17 protein-coding genes, 2 tRNA genes and 1 pseudogene are annotated in these 17,603 nt (G+C 72.1%); 12 read left to right on the forward strand and 8 right to left on the reverse strand.

What is annotated here, in order from left to right:
* Positions 1–44 precede the first annotated feature (44 nt).
* Positions 45–1,478: an acyl-CoA carboxylase subunit beta gene (locus tag ACEY2A_RS04590; RefSeq protein ID WP_374929971.1), complete on the forward strand. Its 1,434-nt coding sequence runs from the start codon at positions 45–47 to the stop codon at positions 1,476–1,478.
* Positions 1,479–1,557: 79 nt separating this feature from the next.
* Here ACEY2A_RS04590 and ACEY2A_RS04595 read toward each other — a convergent pair whose 3' ends face one another.
* The gene (locus tag ACEY2A_RS04595; protein WP_374929691.1) at positions 1,558–2,088 is read right to left on the reverse strand and encodes a DUF3145 family protein; all 531 of its coding nucleotides are present in this window, start codon (positions 2,086–2,088) and stop codon (positions 1,558–1,560) included.
* A gap of 207 nt (positions 2,089–2,295) precedes the next feature.
* On the opposite strand from ACEY2A_RS04595, the gene ACEY2A_RS04600 reads away from it, so the two are divergent.
* Positions 2,296–2,463, forward strand: coding sequence for a hypothetical protein (locus ACEY2A_RS04600; RefSeq protein ID WP_374929692.1), 168 nt, complete (start codon positions 2,296–2,298; stop codon positions 2,461–2,463).
* Between the two features lie 11 nt (positions 2,464–2,474).
* On the opposite strand, the gene ACEY2A_RS04605 is transcribed toward ACEY2A_RS04600, so the two are convergent.
* Positions 2,475–2,548, reverse strand: a tRNA-Ile gene (locus tag ACEY2A_RS04605).
* Between the two features lie 174 nt (positions 2,549–2,722).
* Here ACEY2A_RS04605 and ACEY2A_RS04610 point away from each other — a divergent pair.
* Positions 2,723–3,094 (forward strand): annotated as a pseudogene (locus ACEY2A_RS04610) (glycosyltransferase); the annotation flags it as partial.
* A gap of 167 nt (positions 3,095–3,261) precedes the next feature.
* Positions 3,262–3,696, forward strand: coding sequence for a glycosyltransferase (locus ACEY2A_RS04615; protein ID WP_374929693.1), 435 nt, complete (start codon positions 3,262–3,264; stop codon positions 3,694–3,696).
* A 70-nt stretch (positions 3,697–3,766) separates the two neighbouring features.
* Here ACEY2A_RS04615 and ACEY2A_RS04620 read toward each other — a convergent pair.
* From ACEY2A_RS04620 to ACEY2A_RS04630, 3 genes are all read right to left on the reverse strand, one after another.
* A tRNA-Asn gene (locus tag ACEY2A_RS04620) sits at positions 3,767–3,839 on the reverse strand.
* Positions 3,840–3,898: 59 nt separating this feature from the next.
* The gene (gene dnaG, locus ACEY2A_RS04625) at positions 3,899–5,824 is read right to left on the reverse strand and encodes a DNA primase (protein ID WP_374929694.1); all 1,926 of its coding nucleotides are present in this window, start codon (positions 5,822–5,824) and stop codon (positions 3,899–3,901) included.
* 88 nt (positions 5,825–5,912) lie between these two features.
* A complete protein-coding gene (locus ACEY2A_RS04630; protein ID WP_374929695.1) occupies positions 5,913–7,232 on the reverse strand; it encodes a deoxyguanosinetriphosphate triphosphohydrolase in 1,320 nt (439 codons plus the stop codon).
* An 82-nt stretch (positions 7,233–7,314) separates the two neighbouring features.
* Here ACEY2A_RS04630 and ACEY2A_RS04635 point away from each other — a divergent pair, with 82 nt between their 5' ends.
* Positions 7,315–8,364, forward strand: a complete 1,050-nt coding sequence (locus ACEY2A_RS04635) for an aldo/keto reductase family protein (protein WP_374929696.1) — start codon at positions 7,315–7,317, stop codon at positions 8,362–8,364.
* On the forward strand, positions 8,361–9,269 hold the full coding sequence (locus ACEY2A_RS04640; RefSeq protein WP_374929697.1) for a sulfurtransferase: 909 nt from the start codon (positions 8,361–8,363) through the stop codon (positions 9,267–9,269). The genes ACEY2A_RS04635 and ACEY2A_RS04640 overlap by 4 nt, the downstream gene beginning before the upstream one ends.
* Positions 9,270–9,311: 42 nt before the next feature.
* Here the strand turns inward: ACEY2A_RS04640 and dusB are convergent, their stop codons facing one another.
* The gene (dusB, locus tag ACEY2A_RS04645; protein WP_374929698.1) at positions 9,312–10,508 is read right to left on the reverse strand and encodes a tRNA dihydrouridine synthase DusB; all 1,197 of its coding nucleotides are present in this window, start codon (positions 10,506–10,508) and stop codon (positions 9,312–9,314) included.
* A gap of 87 nt (positions 10,509–10,595) precedes the next feature.
* On the opposite strand from dusB, the gene ACEY2A_RS04650 reads away from it, so the two are divergent.
* Together ACEY2A_RS04650 and ACEY2A_RS04655 are read left to right on the forward strand one after the other, a co-directional pair.
* Entirely contained in the window at positions 10,596–11,435 is an 840-nt protein-coding gene (locus tag ACEY2A_RS04650; protein WP_374929699.1) for an SDR family oxidoreductase, read from the forward strand.
* 68 nt (positions 11,436–11,503) lie between these two features.
* On the forward strand, positions 11,504–12,121 hold the full coding sequence (locus tag ACEY2A_RS04655; RefSeq protein WP_374929700.1) for a LysE/ArgO family amino acid transporter: 618 nt from the start codon (positions 11,504–11,506) through the stop codon (positions 12,119–12,121).
* A gap of 87 nt (positions 12,122–12,208) precedes the next feature.
* On the opposite strand, the gene ACEY2A_RS04660 is transcribed toward ACEY2A_RS04655, so the two are convergent.
* Entirely contained in the window at positions 12,209–13,615 is a 1,407-nt protein-coding gene (locus ACEY2A_RS04660) for a glycine--tRNA ligase (protein WP_374929701.1), read from the reverse strand.
* A 60-nt stretch (positions 13,616–13,675) separates the two neighbouring features.
* On the opposite strand from ACEY2A_RS04660, the gene ACEY2A_RS04665 reads away from it, so the two are divergent.
* From ACEY2A_RS04665 to ACEY2A_RS04680, 4 genes are read left to right on the forward strand one after another with little or no spacing between them, the layout of a single operon-like run.
* Positions 13,676–14,767: a metal ABC transporter substrate-binding protein gene (locus ACEY2A_RS04665; RefSeq protein WP_374929702.1), complete on the forward strand. Its 1,092-nt coding sequence runs from the start codon at positions 13,676–13,678 to the stop codon at positions 14,765–14,767.
* Complete coding sequence (locus ACEY2A_RS04670) at positions 14,764–15,450, forward strand: metal ABC transporter ATP-binding protein (RefSeq protein ID WP_374929703.1); 687 nt, start codon at positions 14,764–14,766, stop codon at positions 15,448–15,450. Before ACEY2A_RS04665 ends, ACEY2A_RS04670 begins: the two co-directional genes overlap by 4 nt.
* Position 15,451: 1 nt before the next feature.
* Complete coding sequence (locus ACEY2A_RS04675) at positions 15,452–16,435, forward strand: metal ABC transporter permease (RefSeq protein ID WP_374929972.1); 984 nt, start codon at positions 15,452–15,454, stop codon at positions 16,433–16,435.
* Positions 16,432–16,824 (forward strand): Fur family transcriptional regulator, encoded by a 393-nt coding sequence (locus ACEY2A_RS04680; protein WP_374929704.1) that lies wholly within the window; start codon positions 16,432–16,434, stop codon positions 16,822–16,824. Before ACEY2A_RS04675 ends, ACEY2A_RS04680 begins: the two co-directional genes overlap by 4 nt.
* Here the strand turns inward: ACEY2A_RS04680 and ACEY2A_RS04685 are convergent.
* Complete coding sequence (locus tag ACEY2A_RS04685; RefSeq protein WP_374929705.1) at positions 16,794–17,603, reverse strand: isoprenyl transferase; 810 nt, start codon at positions 17,601–17,603, stop codon at positions 16,794–16,796. The two genes, ACEY2A_RS04680 and ACEY2A_RS04685, sit on opposite strands and share 31 nt — an antisense overlap.

Genomic DNA, 17,603 nt, shown 5'->3' on the forward strand with positions numbered 1-17,603 from the left:
CGGGCGCCACGCCCAGCAGCACCGCGGCCGCGGCGGCCAAGAAGCTGCCCCGCGACCAGGACCCCCGCAACCCGGTGGCCCGGCTGGAGCGCTTCTTCGACGACGGCACCTGCGAGCTCCTGACCCCGTGGGGTGACGAGGGCATGGTGGCCGGCCGGGGCGAGGTCCAGGGCACGCCCGTGGTGGCCTTCGCCGCCGACCCCACCATCCAGGGCGGCGCGATGGGCCAGGACGGCTGCCGCATCATCCTGCTGGCCTACGAGGCCGCCCTGGAGGCCGAGGTTCCCATCGTGGGTCTGTGGCACTCCGGCGGGGCGCGGCTGGCCGAGGGTGTGGTCTCGCTGCACGCGGTGGGCGAGGTGTTCGCCGTCATGACGCGCGCCTCGGGGATCATTCCGCAGATCTCGCTGGTGCTCGGCCCTGCCGCCGGTGGTGCCGCCTACGGGCCGGCCCTCACCGACCTGGTGGTGCTGGGCCCCGAGGGTCGCGTCTTCGTGACCGGCCCGGACGTGGTGCGCTCGGTGACCGGTGAGCAGGTGGACGCCCTGCGCCTGGGTGGCCCCGAGCCGCACGGCCGCCGCTCCGGCGTGGTCCACGTGGTCACCACCACCGACGACGAGGCCTTCGACCGCACCCGCGCCCTGTGCGCCCTGCTGGGAAACCAGGGGGACTTCGACGTGGACGCCGTCACCGACCGCGACCTCGCCGCCACCTTCCCCAGCTCCCCCAAGCGCGCCTACGACGTGCACCCGCTGGTGGCCGACCTGCTGGACGGCGAGGGGGCGGGCGACGACCTCAACCCGATGTCCGTGACCCTCCCGTCCGATGCGGTGGAGCTGCACCCCAAGTGGGCGCCCAACATCGTCACCGTGCTGGGCCGTCTGGGCGGACGCACGGTGGGTGTGGTGGCCAACAACCCGATGCGGCTGGGTGGGTGCCTGGACTCGTCCTCGGCGGAGAAGGCCGCGCGCTTCGTGCGCCTGTGTGACTCCATGGGTGTGCCGTTGGTGGTGCTCGTGGACGTGCCGGGCTACCTGCCGGGCGTGGGCCAGGAGTGGGACGGCGTGGTGCGCCGTGGCGCGAAGCTGCTGCACGCCTTCGCCGAGGCCGTGGTGCCCCGGGTGACCCTGGTGACGCGCAAGACCTACGGCGGCGCCTACATCGCCATGAACAGCCGCTCCCTGGGCGCCACACAGGTGTTCGCGTGGCCGGGCGCCGAGATGGCCGTGATGGGGCACGTGGCGGCCGTCCGGATCCTCCACCGGCGCAAGCTCGCCGAGGTGGAGGGTGAGGACCGTGCCCGCGTGGAGCAGGAGCTGGCCGACGAGCACGCCAAGCTCTCCGGTGGGCTCGCCCGCGGCATGGAGATCGGCGTCATCGACGACGTCATCGAGCCGGACGTCACGCGCTCCCGCATCGCCACCGCCCTGGCCGAGGCACCGCAGCGGCGAGGACAGCACAACAACATCCCGCTCTGAGTGCGCAGGGCCCGCCCAGGGCCCTGCGACACAGCAGGAGGGCCACCCCACCCGGGGTGGCCCTCCTGCTGTGGGTGCCTCAGCCCGCGGCGTGCAGGTGTCGCACCGGCGCGGCGTCCCCCGCGTGCCGGTACACCTCCAGCTCGGCGTCCCAGGCGGTGCCGAGCAGCCGGTCGATGCCGTCGGCCAGGGCGCGCCCGTCCCCCCGGGTGGCCTCCATGACCGCACGCAGCCGGTTCTCGTGCACGACGGCGTCGCCGATGGCGTTGGTCGTGGCGTGATGGATGCCCAGGGCGGGCGTGTGAGACCACCGAGAGCCGTCGGAGCCCACCGTCGGGTCCTCGGTCACCTCGAAGTGGACGCCCTCGAAGGGCCGCAACGCCGTGGCCAGTGCGGCGCCCAGACCGGCGCGGCCGTGCCAGGTGAACTCACCGCGCACCGAGCCCGGCTGCGCGGGCTGCTCGCTCCACTCGATGCGGGTCGCCGAGCTCACGCCGTGCTGCAAGAGGGCATGGTCGATCGCCCACCCGAGGTGGGGACAGAGGGCCACCGGGGTGGCGTGGATGAACACGACTCCCTGGGCCCGGGGACGCTGGCTGGTGCCGGACATCGGATCCTCCTGTGATCGCTCGACGTCTTCCCCAACGCCTCGATCCCGCGGATGGTCCTCCAGCGGTGCTGCTCTGATGTTGTGGGGACAGTCTGCACCACCGGTCAAGGGTTGCGCCAGCCGGTCCCCGATCCCGACTGAACTCATGGAGAATCCCATGACGGGAGTCATGGGCGTCGATGGCCCGGTCCGGCCAGTGTGGGTGCCATGAACCGACAGCTGCTTCTCTTCCTCGCACTGGCCATCACCATCATCTACGGCGTGGGCTTCGCCGTCATCGACGAGCGTGGGACCTACGCCACCGTGGGGGCCATCGTCGTGGCCCTGTCCTGGATCGCCGTCGGCATGCTCGGCAAGAACCGCACCACCGACTGAGAGGCGGGGGGTGGGCCAGGTGGGGCTTGAACCCACGACCGACGGATTATGAGTCCGCTGCTCTGACCGGCTGAGCTACTGGCCCGGACCTCCTCGGGGGAGGCACCGCGAGGATAGTCTGTGCCGCGCTGCTCCCCCGACCCAGAGGACCCCCGTCTTGCGCATCGTCCGCATCGCCAACTTCGTGAGCCCCACCTCCGGCGGCATCCGTACTGCCCTGCGCCACTGGGGCGAGGAGTACCGGGCCCGGGGACACGAGGTGCACCTGGTGGTCCCCGAGCCCGGTGCACCCCACGAGCTGCAGGCGCAGGGACACGTGCACCACCTGCCGGCCACACCCACCGGCGCCGGGTACTCCCTCATGTGGGCACGTCGCCCCGTGGCGCGTCTGCTCAAGGAGATCGGCCCGGACCGGCTGGAGGTCCACGACCGCGCGACGCTGCGCTGGCTGGGTCCGTGGGCGCGCAAGCAGGGCATTCCCACCGTCATGCTCAGCCACGAGAACATGACCGGCATCCTCGTGCGCCGGCTCCACTCCCCCGAGACGCTGGCCGAACGCACGGCCGACTTCATCAACCGCAAGTCCGCGAACGACTACGACCGCATCGTCTGCCCCAGCCACTACGCCGCGGCCGAGTGGCGGCGCTTCGGCGCCGACGCCCGCGTGGTGACGCTCGGGGTGGACCTCGAGTCCTTCGTGCCGCCCACCGCTCCTCCGCAGCTCACGCCCGACGACCGCCCCCGCGACGACCAGCAGGTGCAGATCGTGCACCGGGACTCTCCATCGACGCACTGCGCGTGCTGGTGGACCGCGGCGTGGACGCCCACCTCACGGTCCTGGGCCACGGCCCAATGCGGGAGGAGCTCAAGGAGTCCTCCGCGGACCTCCCCATCACCTTCCACGAGTACATCTCCGGGCGCCGCGAGCTGGCCGAGGTGCTCGGCCGGGCCGACCTGGCCATCTCCCCCGGCCCGGTGGAGACCTTCGGGCTCGCGGCCCTGGAGGCCCTGGCCTGTGGCGTGCCCGTCGTGTGCCCCGATGAGGGGGCGCTGTCCGAGGTGGTCGGCCCGGCTGGCGCCGTGGCCCCCTCCCGGCCGGAGTCGTTCGCAGACGCCGCCCAGGAGGTGCTGGCCCGCGGTGACCTCACGGACGTGGCACGCACCCAGGCGGAGCGCTTCAACTGGCCGGACTCCGCCGCGCAGATGCTGGCCATCCACGACGAGCTGGGCTGAGACGCCCGCCGTGTGAAGGACGACGCACGAAGGGCCGGTCACCTCGCGGTGACCGGCCCTTCGTCGTGTGCTCCCCCGGTTGGACTCGAACCAACAACCCTCCGGTTAACAGCCGAATGCTCTGCCAATTGAGCTACAGGGGATCGCTTCAACAGCGGCGTGAACGATAACACCACCGGGCCGCCGGGTCCAACCCGGAGGCTCAGCGCGCGGCACGCAGGTGCTGCAGCTCCCGCTGCCAGCCCTGGAGGCGCAGCCCGATCTCCCGGGAACGCTCAGCGTCCCCCTCCCCCAGGCGCTGCAGGGCCCCCAGGGCGTCGGCGATGCGACGGTTGAGCTCCACGATGCGCAGGCGCGCCACGAGCCCCTCGACGTAGCCCGTCGGCGGCTGCCCGTTGCTCATGATCACCGGCAGGCCGGCCACCGACAGCTCCCCCACCAGGTCGTGCACGCGCGGGTCCGCCGCGTCGCGCACCTGCTGCACCCAGGCGCCGTGCGAGAGCGTCACGGCCCGCTCGATGCCGCCCGCCTCGGTCAGCGCCGCGTGCACCAGCGCCAGGGCCGGTGCGGTGAACGCCGTGGCCGACAGGGCCGAGTGCTCCGTGCCGGTCACCGCCGCGGGGTACTGCAGCACCACCTGCAACAGCTGGCGCTCGGCCGCGTGGTCGGGATTCCGCGGGTCCACCGGCGGCAGCGGGGGCGGACCGGCGGGCGCCGGCTCGGGTGCGCTCCCCGCATCGGAGGTCGGGGCAGGTCGGGCCGCGGGTGGCCGAGCCACCTGGCCGGCCCCCGCCCTGCGCGCCGCGGCGACCTCTCGGGAGAGGTCGCCGACCTCCACCCCGATCCACCCCGAGACGGTGCGGGTGTACTCCGGCTGCAGGGAACGGTCGCGGATGCGGGCGATGATGGGCGCCGCGGCCCGCATCGCCCCCACCCGCCCCTCGGGCGTGCCCAGGTCGTACCGGTCGATCGAGGTGCGCACGGCGAACTCGAACATGGGCACCGCATCCTCGATGAGGGCGCGCACCGCCTGGGAGCCGCGTTGGGTGCGCAGGTCGTTGGGGTCCAGACCGTCGGGCGCGACGGCCACGTAGGACTGGCTGGCCCAGGCCTGGTCGGTCTCGTAGGCCTTCATGGCGGCCTTCTGACCGGCGGCGTCACCATCGAAGGTGAAGACCACCTTGGCGGGGGCCTGGTTGGCCTCGTCACGCAGGATGCGGCGCAGCACCTTGATGTGCTCGGCCCCGAACGCGGTGCCACAGGTGGCCACTGCCACCTCCACCCCGGAGAGGTGGGCGGCCATGACGTCGGTGTAGCCCTCCACCACCACGGCGGTGCGCTGCTGCGCCATGGCCTTCTTTGCCAGGTCCAGCCCGTAGAGGACCTGGTTCTTGGTGTAGATGGGCGTCTCGGAGGTGTTGAGGTACTTGGCGGCGATGCGGTCGTCGTCGAAGATCCGCCGTGCCCCGAAGCCCACCGTGTCACCGGTGATGTCGCGGATGGGCCACATGACCCGTCCGCGGAAGCGGTCGTACATGCCGCGCCCGCTGCGCCCGGCCAGGCCAGCGGCCAGAAGCTCCTCGTCGGTGAACCCGCCCGACCGGAGGTGGTCGTAGAGCGCCGTACCGGTCCGCGGGGAGAAGCCCACGCCGAAGTGCGACGCCTCGGACGAGCCGAAGCCCTTGGCGCGCAGAAAGTCCCTTCCGGGTCGCGCCTCCGGGGTGGACAGCAGTTGCTGGTGGTAGAACTGCTCGGCCGCACGGTGGGCCTCCACCAGCCGCGCCCGCCGGCCCAGGCCACCCTCGCGCTGGGGCCCCTTGCCCTCCTCGTAGCGCAGCTCCATGCCGAGCTGCCCCGCCAAGCGCTCCACGGCCTCGGCGAAGGAGAGGTGGTCGATCTTCATCACGAACTCGATGACGTCCCCACCCTCACCACAGCCGAAGCAGTGCCAGTGCCCCACCGCGGGGCGCACCTGGAAGCTGGGGGTCTTCTCGTCGTGGAAGGGACACAGGCCCTTCAGGGAGCCGACGCCGCCGGTCCGGAGGGTCACGTGCTCCCGGACGACATCCTCCAGGGAGGTGCGCTCCTTGACGGCCTGGATGTCCTCGGAGCGGATCAGTCCTGCCACGGCGTGCCTCCCTTCAGTACTCCGGGTGGCGCGGTGTGACCCACCGCGCCGGTGTGTGCTGCGTCGATTCTCCCTGCCGGCACGGGACTCAGTGCGAGTGTCTGCACCAGCGGTGGTGCTCCAGCCAGGCCCGGCCGTCGGACAGCGAGGCCACCTGGTCGATGACGGCCCGACGCGCCACGGCCTCGTCACCCTGCTGCTCGGCGGCCCGGTGGTCCTCCAGGTACTGGGCGTCCATGCGGTCGGGGTGCTGCCACCACATGTCCACCAGCTCCTGCAGGGCGGTGCGCTGTCGCTCCATCAGCTCCAGCCGGTGCTCGGTGTTCATCATGTAGGTGTACGCCACCGCCTTGAGCATGGCGATCTCGGCCAGGATCTCGCTGGGGACGACCAGGTCGGCGTCGAACCGGGTCAGGGTCTCCTGTGGATTCTGCGCCCGGGTGGCGTCGGTGACCTCCTGCACGAAGTGCCCGATGAGGGTGCTCGTCATGTCCTTCAACCGCGCCAGGTCCCGTCGGGTGCCGTCGTAGGAGACCGGCACCACACCGCTGGAGGTGAGCCGCTCCATGGCACCCACCAGGTGGGAGGCCGGCAACCCGACCGCGTAGGTGCGCGCGGCGTTGGCGGCCACCGAGGCCACCTCCGCCGGGTCGCGCAGGGCGGCCACGTCCAGGTGGCCGGAGGTGATGGCGTCCTCCACGTCGTGCACGCTGTAGGCCACGTCATCGGCCAGGTCCATCACCTGGGCCTCCAGGCAGCGGCGTCCGGCCTGCGGCTCTCCCTGGCGGATCCACGCGAACACCTCGGCGTCGTCGGCGTAGGCGTTGTACTTGGGTGTGCCGTCCGTCCCCTCGCCGCGAAGCCACGGGTACTTCACCACCGCATCGAGGGTGGCGCGGGTGAGGTTGAGCCCCACGCTCCGCCCGTCGGCGCGGAAGCGCTTGGCCTCCAGCCGGGTCAACAGCCGCAGCGACTGCGCGTTGCCCTCGAAGCCGCCGATGTCGTGTGCCACGTCGGCGAGCGCGTCCTCCCCGTTGTGGCCGAAGGGCGGGTGCCCCAGGTCGTGGGCGAGGCAGGCAGCATCGACGACGTCCGGGTTGCAGCCCAGGGAGACGGCCATCTCCCGACCGATCTGGGCCACCTCCAGGCTGTGCGTCAGACGGTTGCGCACGACGTCGTCCATGCCCGACTGCATCACCTGGGTCTTCGCGGACAGCCGGCGCAGGCTCGCGGCGTGGATGATGCGGCCGCGGTCGCGGGCGAAGTCGTCACGGTCCGCGCGCTTGCGGGCCGGGTCCTCGCTCTCCCAGCGCTGGCGGTCGTGGGCGGAGTAGGCCTCGACGGGCGCCACCCCGGCGGGGGCGTCGGTGCGGGGCGGGACCCACCGCGAGGACTGCTCTGAGGACATCACGCTGCGAACGGTAGCCGGTGGACGGTCCGCCACGCGCCGTGCCCTCGCCGACCCGGCACGGCGCAGTACGTTGGGGCCCATGGAGTATCCCCGTCTCGGACACAGTGGCCTGCGCGTCTCGCGCCTCATCTACGGGAACTGGTTGACCCACGCCTCCCAGGTGGAGGCCGAGCAGGCCGAGGCCTGCGTGCGTGCCGCACTGGACGCCGGCATCACCACCTTCGACACCGCGGACACCTACGCCAACACCGAGGCCGAGAAGGTCCTCGGCCGGGCGCTGTCCGGGGAGCGCCGCGAGAGCCTCGTCATCGCGACCAAGGTGTTCTGGCCCACCCGCCCCGACGGCGCGCCGCAGGACCAGGCCGGCCCCAACGACAGCGGCCTCTCCCGCAAGCACGTCACCGAGTCGCTGCACGCCTCCCTGCGCCGGCTGGGCACCGACTACGTGGACCTCTACCAGTGCCACCGCTACGACCACGACACCCCGCTCGAGGAGACGATGGAGGCGCTGGCCGACCTCGTGCACGCGGGCAAGGTGCACTACGTGGGCGTCTCGGAGTGGACGGCCGACCAGATCCGCCGCGGCCACGCGTTGGCCCGGGAGCTGCGCATCCCGTTCGTCTCCAACCAGCCGCAGTACAACCTGCTGTGGCGCGTGATCGAGCCCGAGGTGGTCCCGGCCTGCGAGGAGCTCGGCATGGGCCAGATCGTGTGGTCGCCCCTCGCACAGGGCGTGCTGACGGGCAAGTACGCCCCGGGGCAGCCCGCTCCGGAGGGCAGCCGCGCCACCGACTCCGCAGGCGGGCAGTCGATGATGGAACACCTGCTCAAGGACGAGCTGCTGGAGCGCGTGGCGCGCCTGAAGACGCTGGCCGAGGAGGCGGGCATGCCGCTGACCCACCTGGCCCTGGCCTGGACGGTGTCGCGCCCCACCATCACCTCGGCCATCATCGGCGCCTCCCGCCCGGAGCAGGTGACGGACAACGTCAAGGCGCTGGAGGTCACGCTCGAGGACGACCTGCTGGAGCAGGTGGACCAGGTGCTCGGGGACGCGATCAAGACCGACGCGACGCTCACCCGCTCGCCCCACCGCATGGCGGACATGCCCGCGGGGTCCGGGCTCCGATGAGCACCGCGCTGGTGGGCATCGATGAGCTGGCCGACGCGCTGGACTCACCGCATCGGCCCGTCGTGCTCGACGTGCGCTGGGACCTGGGCGGGGGCCCCGACCGCGCGGGCTTCGCCGCTGGCCACGTGCCCACGTCGCGGTTCCTCGACCTCGAGGAGGTGCTCACCGGCCCCGCGGGGCCCGATGGGGCCGGTGGTCGTCACCCGCTGCCGGACCCGGCACGGGTGCGGACATGGCTGGGCGAGCAGGGCATCGACCCCGAGCACCCCGTCATCGTGCTCGATGGGGGCCACGGCGCCGGTGCCGCGCGCGCCTGGTGGGTGCTGCGCGATGCCGGCCTCCAGGACGTCCGGGTGCTCGATGGGGGTCTGGCCGCCTGGACCGAGGCGGGTCATCCCGTCGAGACCGGGCAGACCGGACAGACCGGACAGAGCGCCCGGCCGGGCTCCCCCTCATCGGACGCGCCCTCCCGGGCACCCGATGGACACCGCCTCCCCACGCGGGATGCCGCCGACCTGCTGGCCGGGCCGCGCGCGGGTGAGGTGCTGCTGGACGCCCGGCCGGCCGCCCGTTACCGCGGGGAGGACCTGGGTCCCGACCCCGTGGGCGGGCACATCCCCGGTGCCACCAACCTGCCCGTGGCCAGCCTCTACGACGGTGGGCGACTGCGGGAGGTGGAGGAGGTGCGCCAGCGCTTCGCCGAGGCCGGCGTGGAGCAGGACACCGACGTGGTGCTCTCGTGCGGTTCGGGCATCACCGCCTGCCAGCTGGCGCTCGCCCACGCCGTGGCCTTCCCCGAGGCGGACGAGCCGGTGCTCTACCCCGGGTCCTTCAGCGACTGGATCAGCGACCCCTCGCGCCCGCTGGCCACCGGCGCCGCGCCGGGGGCGATGCCGCCGGGCTGAGGTGCCCGGCTGCGTCCACGGGGGCGCCGGGGCCGGTCTGCGTCAGCCGCCGTCGACGGACAGTTCGGCCGCCAGCAGGCGCGCGGCCCACACGTCATCGACCTCGCGGCTGGCCAGCCAGTTCTCCGGCAGGGCCACCTGGCGCTCGGAGCCCTTGCGCCCCCGCGGCCCGTCGGCGGCCTCGGCGGGCCACTCCTGGTCGAGGTCGAGGGTGTCGATCAGGGCGTCCAGGTCCGCCAGCGAGTTGACCAGGCCCAGCTGCGAGCGCAGCTCCCCGCCCACCCGGAATCCCTTGAGGTACCACGTGATGTGCTTGCGGATGTCGCGGCAGGCGTGGTTCTCGTCCTCGTGGAAGTCCGTGAGGTACTCGGCGTGGCGGCGCAGGGTGGCGGTCACCTCCCGCAGCGTCGGCGTGACCCGGGCGTCGGACCCGGCGAAGGCGGCGGCGAGATCCGTGAACAGCCACGGCCGTCCCAAGCAGCCGCGGCCGACGACCACGCCGTCGCACCCGGTCTGCTCCACCATCGCCAGGGCGTCCTCGGCCGACCAGATGTCGCCGTTGCCCAGCACGGGGATGGTGGTGACCTCCTGCTTCAGGCGGGTGATCTCGTCCCACCGGGCGCGTCCCGAGTAGGCCTGCGAGGCCGTGCGCGCGTGCAGCGCGACGGCGGCTGCACCCATGTCCTCGGCGATCCGGCCGGCCTCCAGGTGGGTGTGGTGGTCCTCGTCGATGCCGATGCGCATCTTCACGGTCACCGGGATGTTGGCCTTGGCGGCCTCCTCGACGGCCGAGTGCACGATGTCGCGGAAGAGGGTGGACTTCCACGGGATGGCCGCGCCGCCGCCCTTGCGCGTCACCTTGGGCACCGGGCAGCCGAAGTTCATGTCGATGTGGTCAGCCCGGTCGTTCTCGACGATGTCGCGCGCCGCCGCCCGCACCGTGGCGGGGTCCACGCCGTAGAGCTGCATGGACCGCGGCTGCTCGTCGGCGTCGAACTCCACCAGCTTCATGGTCACGGGCGTGCGCTCCACCAGCGCCCGGGTGGTGATCATCTCCGAGACGTACAGGCTGCTCGCACCACTGGCGCCCCCGGCCGTGAGCCCCTCACTGCCGTACTCGCGGCAGAGGCGGCGGAAGGCGCGGTTGGTGATGCCCGCCATCGGGGCCAGCACGACCGGCGAGTCGATGGTGAGGGGCCCGATCTGCAGCGGGGGGAGCACGGGTGCGGCAACAGTCATGGTCCCCGGATTCTCCCACGACGACCTTGTCGGCCCCCCGTCGCGGTGGCAGGGTGAGCGACATCACTGATCCCCCCTGGAGGCCCCATGTCCCGCACGTACGTCATCACCGGAGCCGGCTCCGGCATCGGCGCCACCACCGCCCGTCTGCTCCGCGAGGCGGGCCACACCGTCATCGGAGTGGACCTGAAGGGCGCCGAGGTGACCGCCGACCTGGGCACCCCGGAGGGCCGCGAGCAGGCGGTCGCCGACACGCTGTCCGCCGCCGGCAACGGCATCGATGCGGTGATCGCGGCCGCCGGCGTGTCCGCACCGGCGGCCATCACCGCCCGGGTGAACTACTTCGGCGTCACCGAGTTCCTCGAGCGGCTCCGCCCGGAGCTGGCCCGCTCACGGGCCCCGCGCGCCGTGGTGGTCTCCTCGATGTCCTCCCTCCAGCCGAACCACCCGGACCTGGTGGACGCACTGCTCTCCGGCGACGAGACGCGATCGGTGGAGATCGCGGACCAGCTGGCCGCCGACGAACGGACCACCTCCCTGATCTACGCCTCCTCCAAGCGAGCGATCTCGCGGTGGGTCCGGCGGGAGTCCGTCACCGACGACTGGGCAGGCGCCCACATCCCACTGAACGCCGTGGCCCCGGGCACCGTCCTCACCCCGATGACCGAGGAGCTCCTGTCCACCCCCGAGGGCCGGGCCCTGGTCGATGCCGTCGTGCCCATGCCGCTGAACTCCCACCAGCAGGCGGAGTCGATCGCCACGCTGTGCGTCTGGTTGGCCTCGGCGGAGAACAGCCACTGCGCCGGGCAGACCATCTACTGCGACGGTGGTGCCGACGTGGTGCTGCGCGGCGAGGACGCCTGGTCGTGGGCGGACCAGGCCGTGGGCGAGAAGTTCACCGAGATCATGGGCCGACTGAGGGGCTGACACACCACCCCGGGGCCGGCGAGGGGCCGCGTCCCGGGGGCCAGGTGGCGGGCGTCTAGGCTCCTGCCGTGTCCCTCCCCCTCGTCGCCACGGGATTCGCCACCGGCATCGGTCTGATCGCCGCCGTCGGCGCCCAGAACGCCTACCTGCTGCGCCGCGGTCTGCTGCGCGAGCACGTGGGGACGCTGGTGGCCGTGTGCGCCATCTCGGACCTGTTCCTCATCGGCGGCGCAGTGCTGGGCGTCGGCGTGGTGCTCACCTGGTGGCCCCCGCTGCTGGACATCGTCCGATGGGGTGGCGCGGCCTTCCTGGTGGTCTACGGCCTCAGCTGCTTCTGGCGCGCGATCCGCGGAGGCGAGTCCCTCACGGCCGGCCCCACCGAGGCGCTGCGGCCCACCGTGTCACTGCGGCGCGCCGTGCTGACGATGCTGGGGTTCACCTGGCTCAACCCCCACCTGTACCTGGACATCGTCATCCTGGGCGGTCTGGCCAACGGCTACGGCGAGGTGGGCCGCTGGTGGTACTACGCGGGCCTGTGCCTCGCGAGCGCCACCTGGTTCAGTCTGCTCGGCTTCGGCTCGGCCAAGCTGGCCCCCCTGTTCGCCCGGCCGCGCTCCTGGCAGGTGCTGGACACCCTCATCGGCGTGGTGATGATCGCGCTCGCCGCGGGGCTGGTTCTGCACTGAGCCTCCGCCGGCACTGCGTCTTCCACGCATCAGGGAGGGGTCACCGAGCACCTGCCCGGCGACCCCTCCTGGTGCTCTGCGCTGCGCTCAGCAGCCGACGAGGCGCTGCGCCAGGTAGGACTGCACCTGGTCCAGCGGCACGCGCTCCTGGCTCATGGTGTCGCGCTCGCGGATGGTGACTGCCTGGTCCTCGAGGGTGTCGAAGTCCACCGTCACGCAGAAGGGGGTGCCGATCTCGTCCTGGCGGCGGTAGCGCTTGCCGATGGCCTGGGAGTCGTCGAAGTCCACGTCCCAGTACTGGCGCAGCTGGGCCGCCAGCTCCTTGGCCTTCGGGGAGAGCTCCTCGTTGCGGCTCAGCGGCAGCACGGCCACCTTCACCGGGGCCAGCCGCGGGTCGAGCCGCAGGACCACGCGCTTGTCCATGCCGCCCTTGGCGTTGGGGGCCTCGTCCTCGGTGTAGGCGTCGATGAGGAAGGCCATCAGCGCACGGGTGAGCCCGAACGCCGGCTCGATGACGTAGGGCACGTAGCGTTCACCGGTGGCCTGGTTGAAGTAGGACAGGTCCTGGCCGGACTTCTCGGCGTGCACCGAGAGGTCGAAGTCGGTGCGGTTGGCCACCCCCATGAGCTCGCCGAACTCCGAGCCGGAGAAGCCGAAGCGGTACTCCAGGTCGATGGTGCGGTCGGAGTAGTGGGAGAGCTTGTCCTCGGGGTGCTCGTAGCGACGGATGTTCTGCGGGTCGATCCCCAGGTCGGTGAACCACTTCTCGCAGATGTCGATCCACTCGTCGAAGTACTGCGGTGCCTCGGCCGGCGGCACGAAGTACTCCATCTCCATCTGCTCGAACTCGCGGGTGCGGAAGATGAAGTTGCCCGGCGTGATCTCGTTGCGGAAGGACTTGCCCACCTGTGCGATGCCGAACGGGGGCTTCTTGCGGCTGGTGGTCATCACGTTGGTGAACTGCGTGAAGATGCCCTGGGCGGTCTCCGGGCGCAGGTAGTGCTTGCCGCTCTCGTCCTCGGTGACGCCGAGGTAGGTCTTGAGCAGGCCGGAGAACTGCTTGGGCTCGGTCCACGCCCCCTTGGTGCCGCAGTTGGCGCAGGCGATGTCCTCGAAGGACACGTCGTCGGGGTCGACCTCCTCCCCCTTGGCGGCCTTCTTCTCCGCGACCGCCTCCTGCAGGTGGTCGGCGCGGTAGCGCTTGTGGCAGGACTGGCACTCGGTGAGCGGGTCGGTGAAGGTGGCCACGTGGCCGGAGGCCTCCCACACGGCGGTGGGCAGGATCACGGCGGAGTCCAGCCCCACCACGTCGTCCCGCATCTGCACCATCGTGCGCCACCACTGGCGCTTGATGTTCTCCTTCAGCGCCACGCCCAGCGGACCGTAGTCCCAGGCCGAGCGGGTTCCGCCGTAGATCTCACCGGTGGGGAACACGAACCCCCGGCGCTTGCAGAGGGAGACGACGGTGTCGACGATCGAGGTCTTCTTGGCCATGGGCACAGGGTACGTGGCAGGAGTTTGACAACGGTTCTCGGCTCATTGAGAATGATTGTCATGCGTCGTCACCTCTGCCCTCCCCTGCCCCGACGTGTCCGATGGGGCGCCGCCGCCCTGGCCACGACCGTCGCCCTGGCGGGGTGTGGCCAGTCCGACGAGGGCGCCGAGGGGGGTGGTGCGAAGGACGGCCAGCTCGCCGTCTCGACGGGCTTCTTCCCCCTGACGCAGCTGGTGGAGAAGGTGGGAGGCGAACACGTGGCGGTCACGCAGGTGACGCCCGACGGCAGCAACCCCCACCACCTGGAGATGTCGCCCCGCACCACCGGTCAGCTGCAGGAGGCCGACCTGGTGGTGCACCTGGCGACCATGCAGCCGGCGCTGGACTCCGCCATCGATGCGGTGGCCGCCGACCACGCGTGGGACGTCGGGGCCGCGGTGGACCTGGAGGCCGGCCCGCAGGGTGAGGGCGGCAAGCACGAGGGGCACGACCACGCCGGGGAGGGCACGGACGACCACGAGGGGCACGACCACGCCGACGGCGACCACGAAGGGCACGACCGCGCCGAGGAAGGCGAGGAGGGCGCGGACGACCACGCCGATCACGGCCACGCCGGCCACGACCATGGCGGCGTGGACCCCCACTTCTGGCTCGACCCCCTGGCCTACGCGCAGGCCGCCGAGGCCCTGGGCGAGCAGCTGGCCGAGCGGGACCCCGACCACGCCGAGGACTACCGGGCCAACGCGGCCGCCTTCGTGGAGGAGCTGGAGGCCCTGGACGAGGAGCTGGCGCAGGGCTTCGCCTCCTGCAGCATCACCGACCTCGTGGTGGGCCACGAGGCGTACGGGTGGTTCAGCGCCCGCTACGGCTTCCACCAGCTGGGTGTCGCCGGCATCGCCAACGGCGCCGAGGTCTCCCCTGCCCGCCTGGCCGAGCTGACCGAGGTCGTCCGCGAGGCCGGCGTGACCACCATCTACGCCGAGCCCCTCACCCCCCGCGACAACGCCGAGGCGCTGGCGGCCGAGACCGGCACCGCGGTGGAGACGATCGACCCCGTGGCCGGGCTCTCCGAGGGCTCCGCCGCCGACGACTACCTGGGGCTGATGCGGGCGAACGCCGAGACCCTGCGTGCCGGACAGGAGTGCTCGTGACGGACGCGCTGACGCTGGACCACGTCGTCTACGGCCACGACGGCCATCCGGCCGTGGGTCCGCTGAGCCTGCGCATCCCCGCCGGCCAGAGCGTGGCCCTCACCGGGGCGAACGGCTCGGGGAAGTCCACCCTGGTGCGGGGACTGCTGGGACTCAACGACCACCTGGCTGGCAGCGCCACGCTGCTGGGTACACCCCTGCGGCAGCTGCGCGACCGCACCCGCATCGGATACGTCCCCCAGCACCACACGGTCGCTGACCGCATCCACGCCACCGTGGGTGAGGTGATCCTGGCGGGACGGATCCCGAGCCTGCCCTGGTGGCGGCACCCCGGGCGGACCGACCGCGAGGCGGCGGCCCGCGCCGCAGCCGACGTGGGGCTGGCCGACCGTCTGCACCACAACCTCGCGGACCTCTCCGGCGGGCAGCGCCGGCGGGCCCTGCTCGCCCGGGCCCTGGTGAGCGAGCCCGACCTGGTGATCCTGGACGAGCCGACCGCCGGGGTGGACCTCGCGAACCAGCACCTGCTGGCCCAGCTGCTGCGGCGCCTGGGGCGCGGCGGGCTGACGATGCTGGTGGTCACCCACGAGCTCGACCCGCTGGCCGACGCCCTGGACCGGGTGCTCACCCTCACCGGCGGCCAGCTCACCGACGACCGCGCGATGGAGGTGTGGCGTGCCTGAGATGCTCGAGTTCGAGTTCATGCAGCGGGCCCTGCTGGCCGCCCTGCTCGTTGGCGTGGTGGCCCCGATGGTGGGCATCTTCATCGTGCAGCGGGGGCTGAGCATGATCGGCGACGCGCTGGGCCACGTCGCCCTGGCCGGCGTGGGCATCGGTGTGGTGATGAACAGCCAACCGGTCTGGGCGGCCCTCGTGGTGGCGGTGCTGGCCGCCCTGCTGATCGAGGCACTGCGGGCCCGGGGAGGCACCGGCAGCGACGTCGTGATCGCCCTCATGCTGCACACCGGTATCGCCCTGGGCGTGGTGCTCATGAGCAGCACCTCGGCCGCCGGCAGCGGCGGGCTGGAGAGCTACCTCTTCGGCGCCATCACCACCACCTCACGGACCGACCTGGTGACCTTCGCGCTGCTGGGGCTCGTCGTCGTGGTGGCCACGACCGTGCTGCGGCCCCGGCTCTTCGCCGTGGCCCAGGACGAGGAGTACAGCCGGGCCCAGGGCCTGCCGGTGACCGCGCTGAACATGCTGCTCTCGGTGCTCGTGGCCGTCACCATCGTCATGTCGATGCGGGTGGTGGGCCTGCTGCTCATCTCCGCCCTGATGGTGGTGCCCAACGCGGCCGCCCAACGCCTCACACGCGGTTTTGCCGCCGCCTGGTGGTGCGCCATCGCCATCGGTGCCGTCTCGGGCGTGGGCGGGGTGGCGCTCAGCTACCAGCACGACCTTCCCTCCGGCGGCACCATCGTGCTGCTGACGGTGGCCGTCTACGCGGTGGTGGTGCTGACCACCGCCGTGGTCCACCGCATCCGGGTGGGACGGCACCGCCGCGCCCGGCCCGGCGAGCACCACGAGCACGAGCACCACCCGGACTGCGGCCACACCGCGGTGCCCCACGGCGACCATGTGGACTACCTTCACGGGGACCACCTGCACCACCCCCACGCGGGGCACTACGACGAACGGCCACTCGACGACCAGGAGGCCCGATGACCACCGCCACGCGCCGCACCCGCCAACAGCTCGCCATCCTGGAGGCACTGAGCTCCCGGGAGGACTTCGTGGCCGCCCAGCAGCTGCACGCCGCGATGGGGCGCGACGGCCACAAGGTGGGCCTCGCCACCGTCTACCGGGCCCTGCAGGCGTTCGACGAGGCCGGTGAGGTGGACTCCATCCGCACGGAGACGGGCGAGTCGCTCTACCGGGCCTGCGAGACCCCCCAGCACCACCACCACCTGCTCTGCCGCGAGTGCGGCACGGCCGTGGAGATCGACGGCCCGGTGGTGGAGCAGTGGACCGAGGCGATCGCCCGCGACCACGGCTTCACGGAGCTCTCGCACACCCTCGAGATCTACGGGCGCTGCTCCGACTGCTCGGGCTGAACCTCCTCGGCCGGCCGGTCCACCGCGCCACCGAACCGGCGATCCCGCCCGGCGTAACGCTCCAGGGCGGCCCACAGGTGGCGGCGGTCGAAGTCCGGCCACAGGGTCTCGGGGAAGTCCATCTCCGCGTACGCGCTCTGCCACAGCAGGAAGTTGCTGGTGCGGTGCTCCCCCGAGCTGCGCAGGAACAGGTCCACGTCCGGCATCTGCGGGTCGTAGAGGTGCTTGGCGATGGTGGCCGCGGTGATGCCCCCCGGTGTCAGCCGCCCGGCCCTGACCTCCTCGGCGATGGCGCGCACCCCGTCCACGATCTCGGCCCGACCGCCGTAGTTCACGCAGAAGTAGAGGGTGAGCCGGTCGTTCCCGCGGGTCATCTGCTCCGCGGTCTCCAACTCCTTGATGACGCCCCGCCAGAGCCGCGGGCGGCGGCCGATCCACCGCATCCGCACCCCCCAGGCGTTGAGCTGGTCGCGACGGCGTCGGATCACCGCGCGATTGAAGCCCATGAGGAAACGCACCTCCTCCGGCGACCGGCGCCAGTTCTCGGTGGAGAAGGCGTAGGCGGACAGGTGGGGCACCCCGGCCTCGATCGCGCCGGCCACCACGTCCAGCAGGGCCGACTCCCCCGCCTCGTGGCCCGCGGTGCGAGGCAGTCCGCGCTCGTTCGCCCAGCGGCCGTTGCCGTCCATGACCACCGCCACGTGCTGCGGGAGCTCCTGGGGGGTGAGGGCCGGGGGGCGCGCCCCAGAGGGGTGGCCGAAGGGATCGGTGTACGGCAT

Origin of the sequence: Kytococcus sedentarius (genome assembly GCF_041937525.1) — a bacterium.
Taxonomy (GTDB): Bacteria; Actinomycetota; Actinomycetes; order Actinomycetales; family Dermatophilaceae; genus Kytococcus; species Kytococcus sedentarius_A.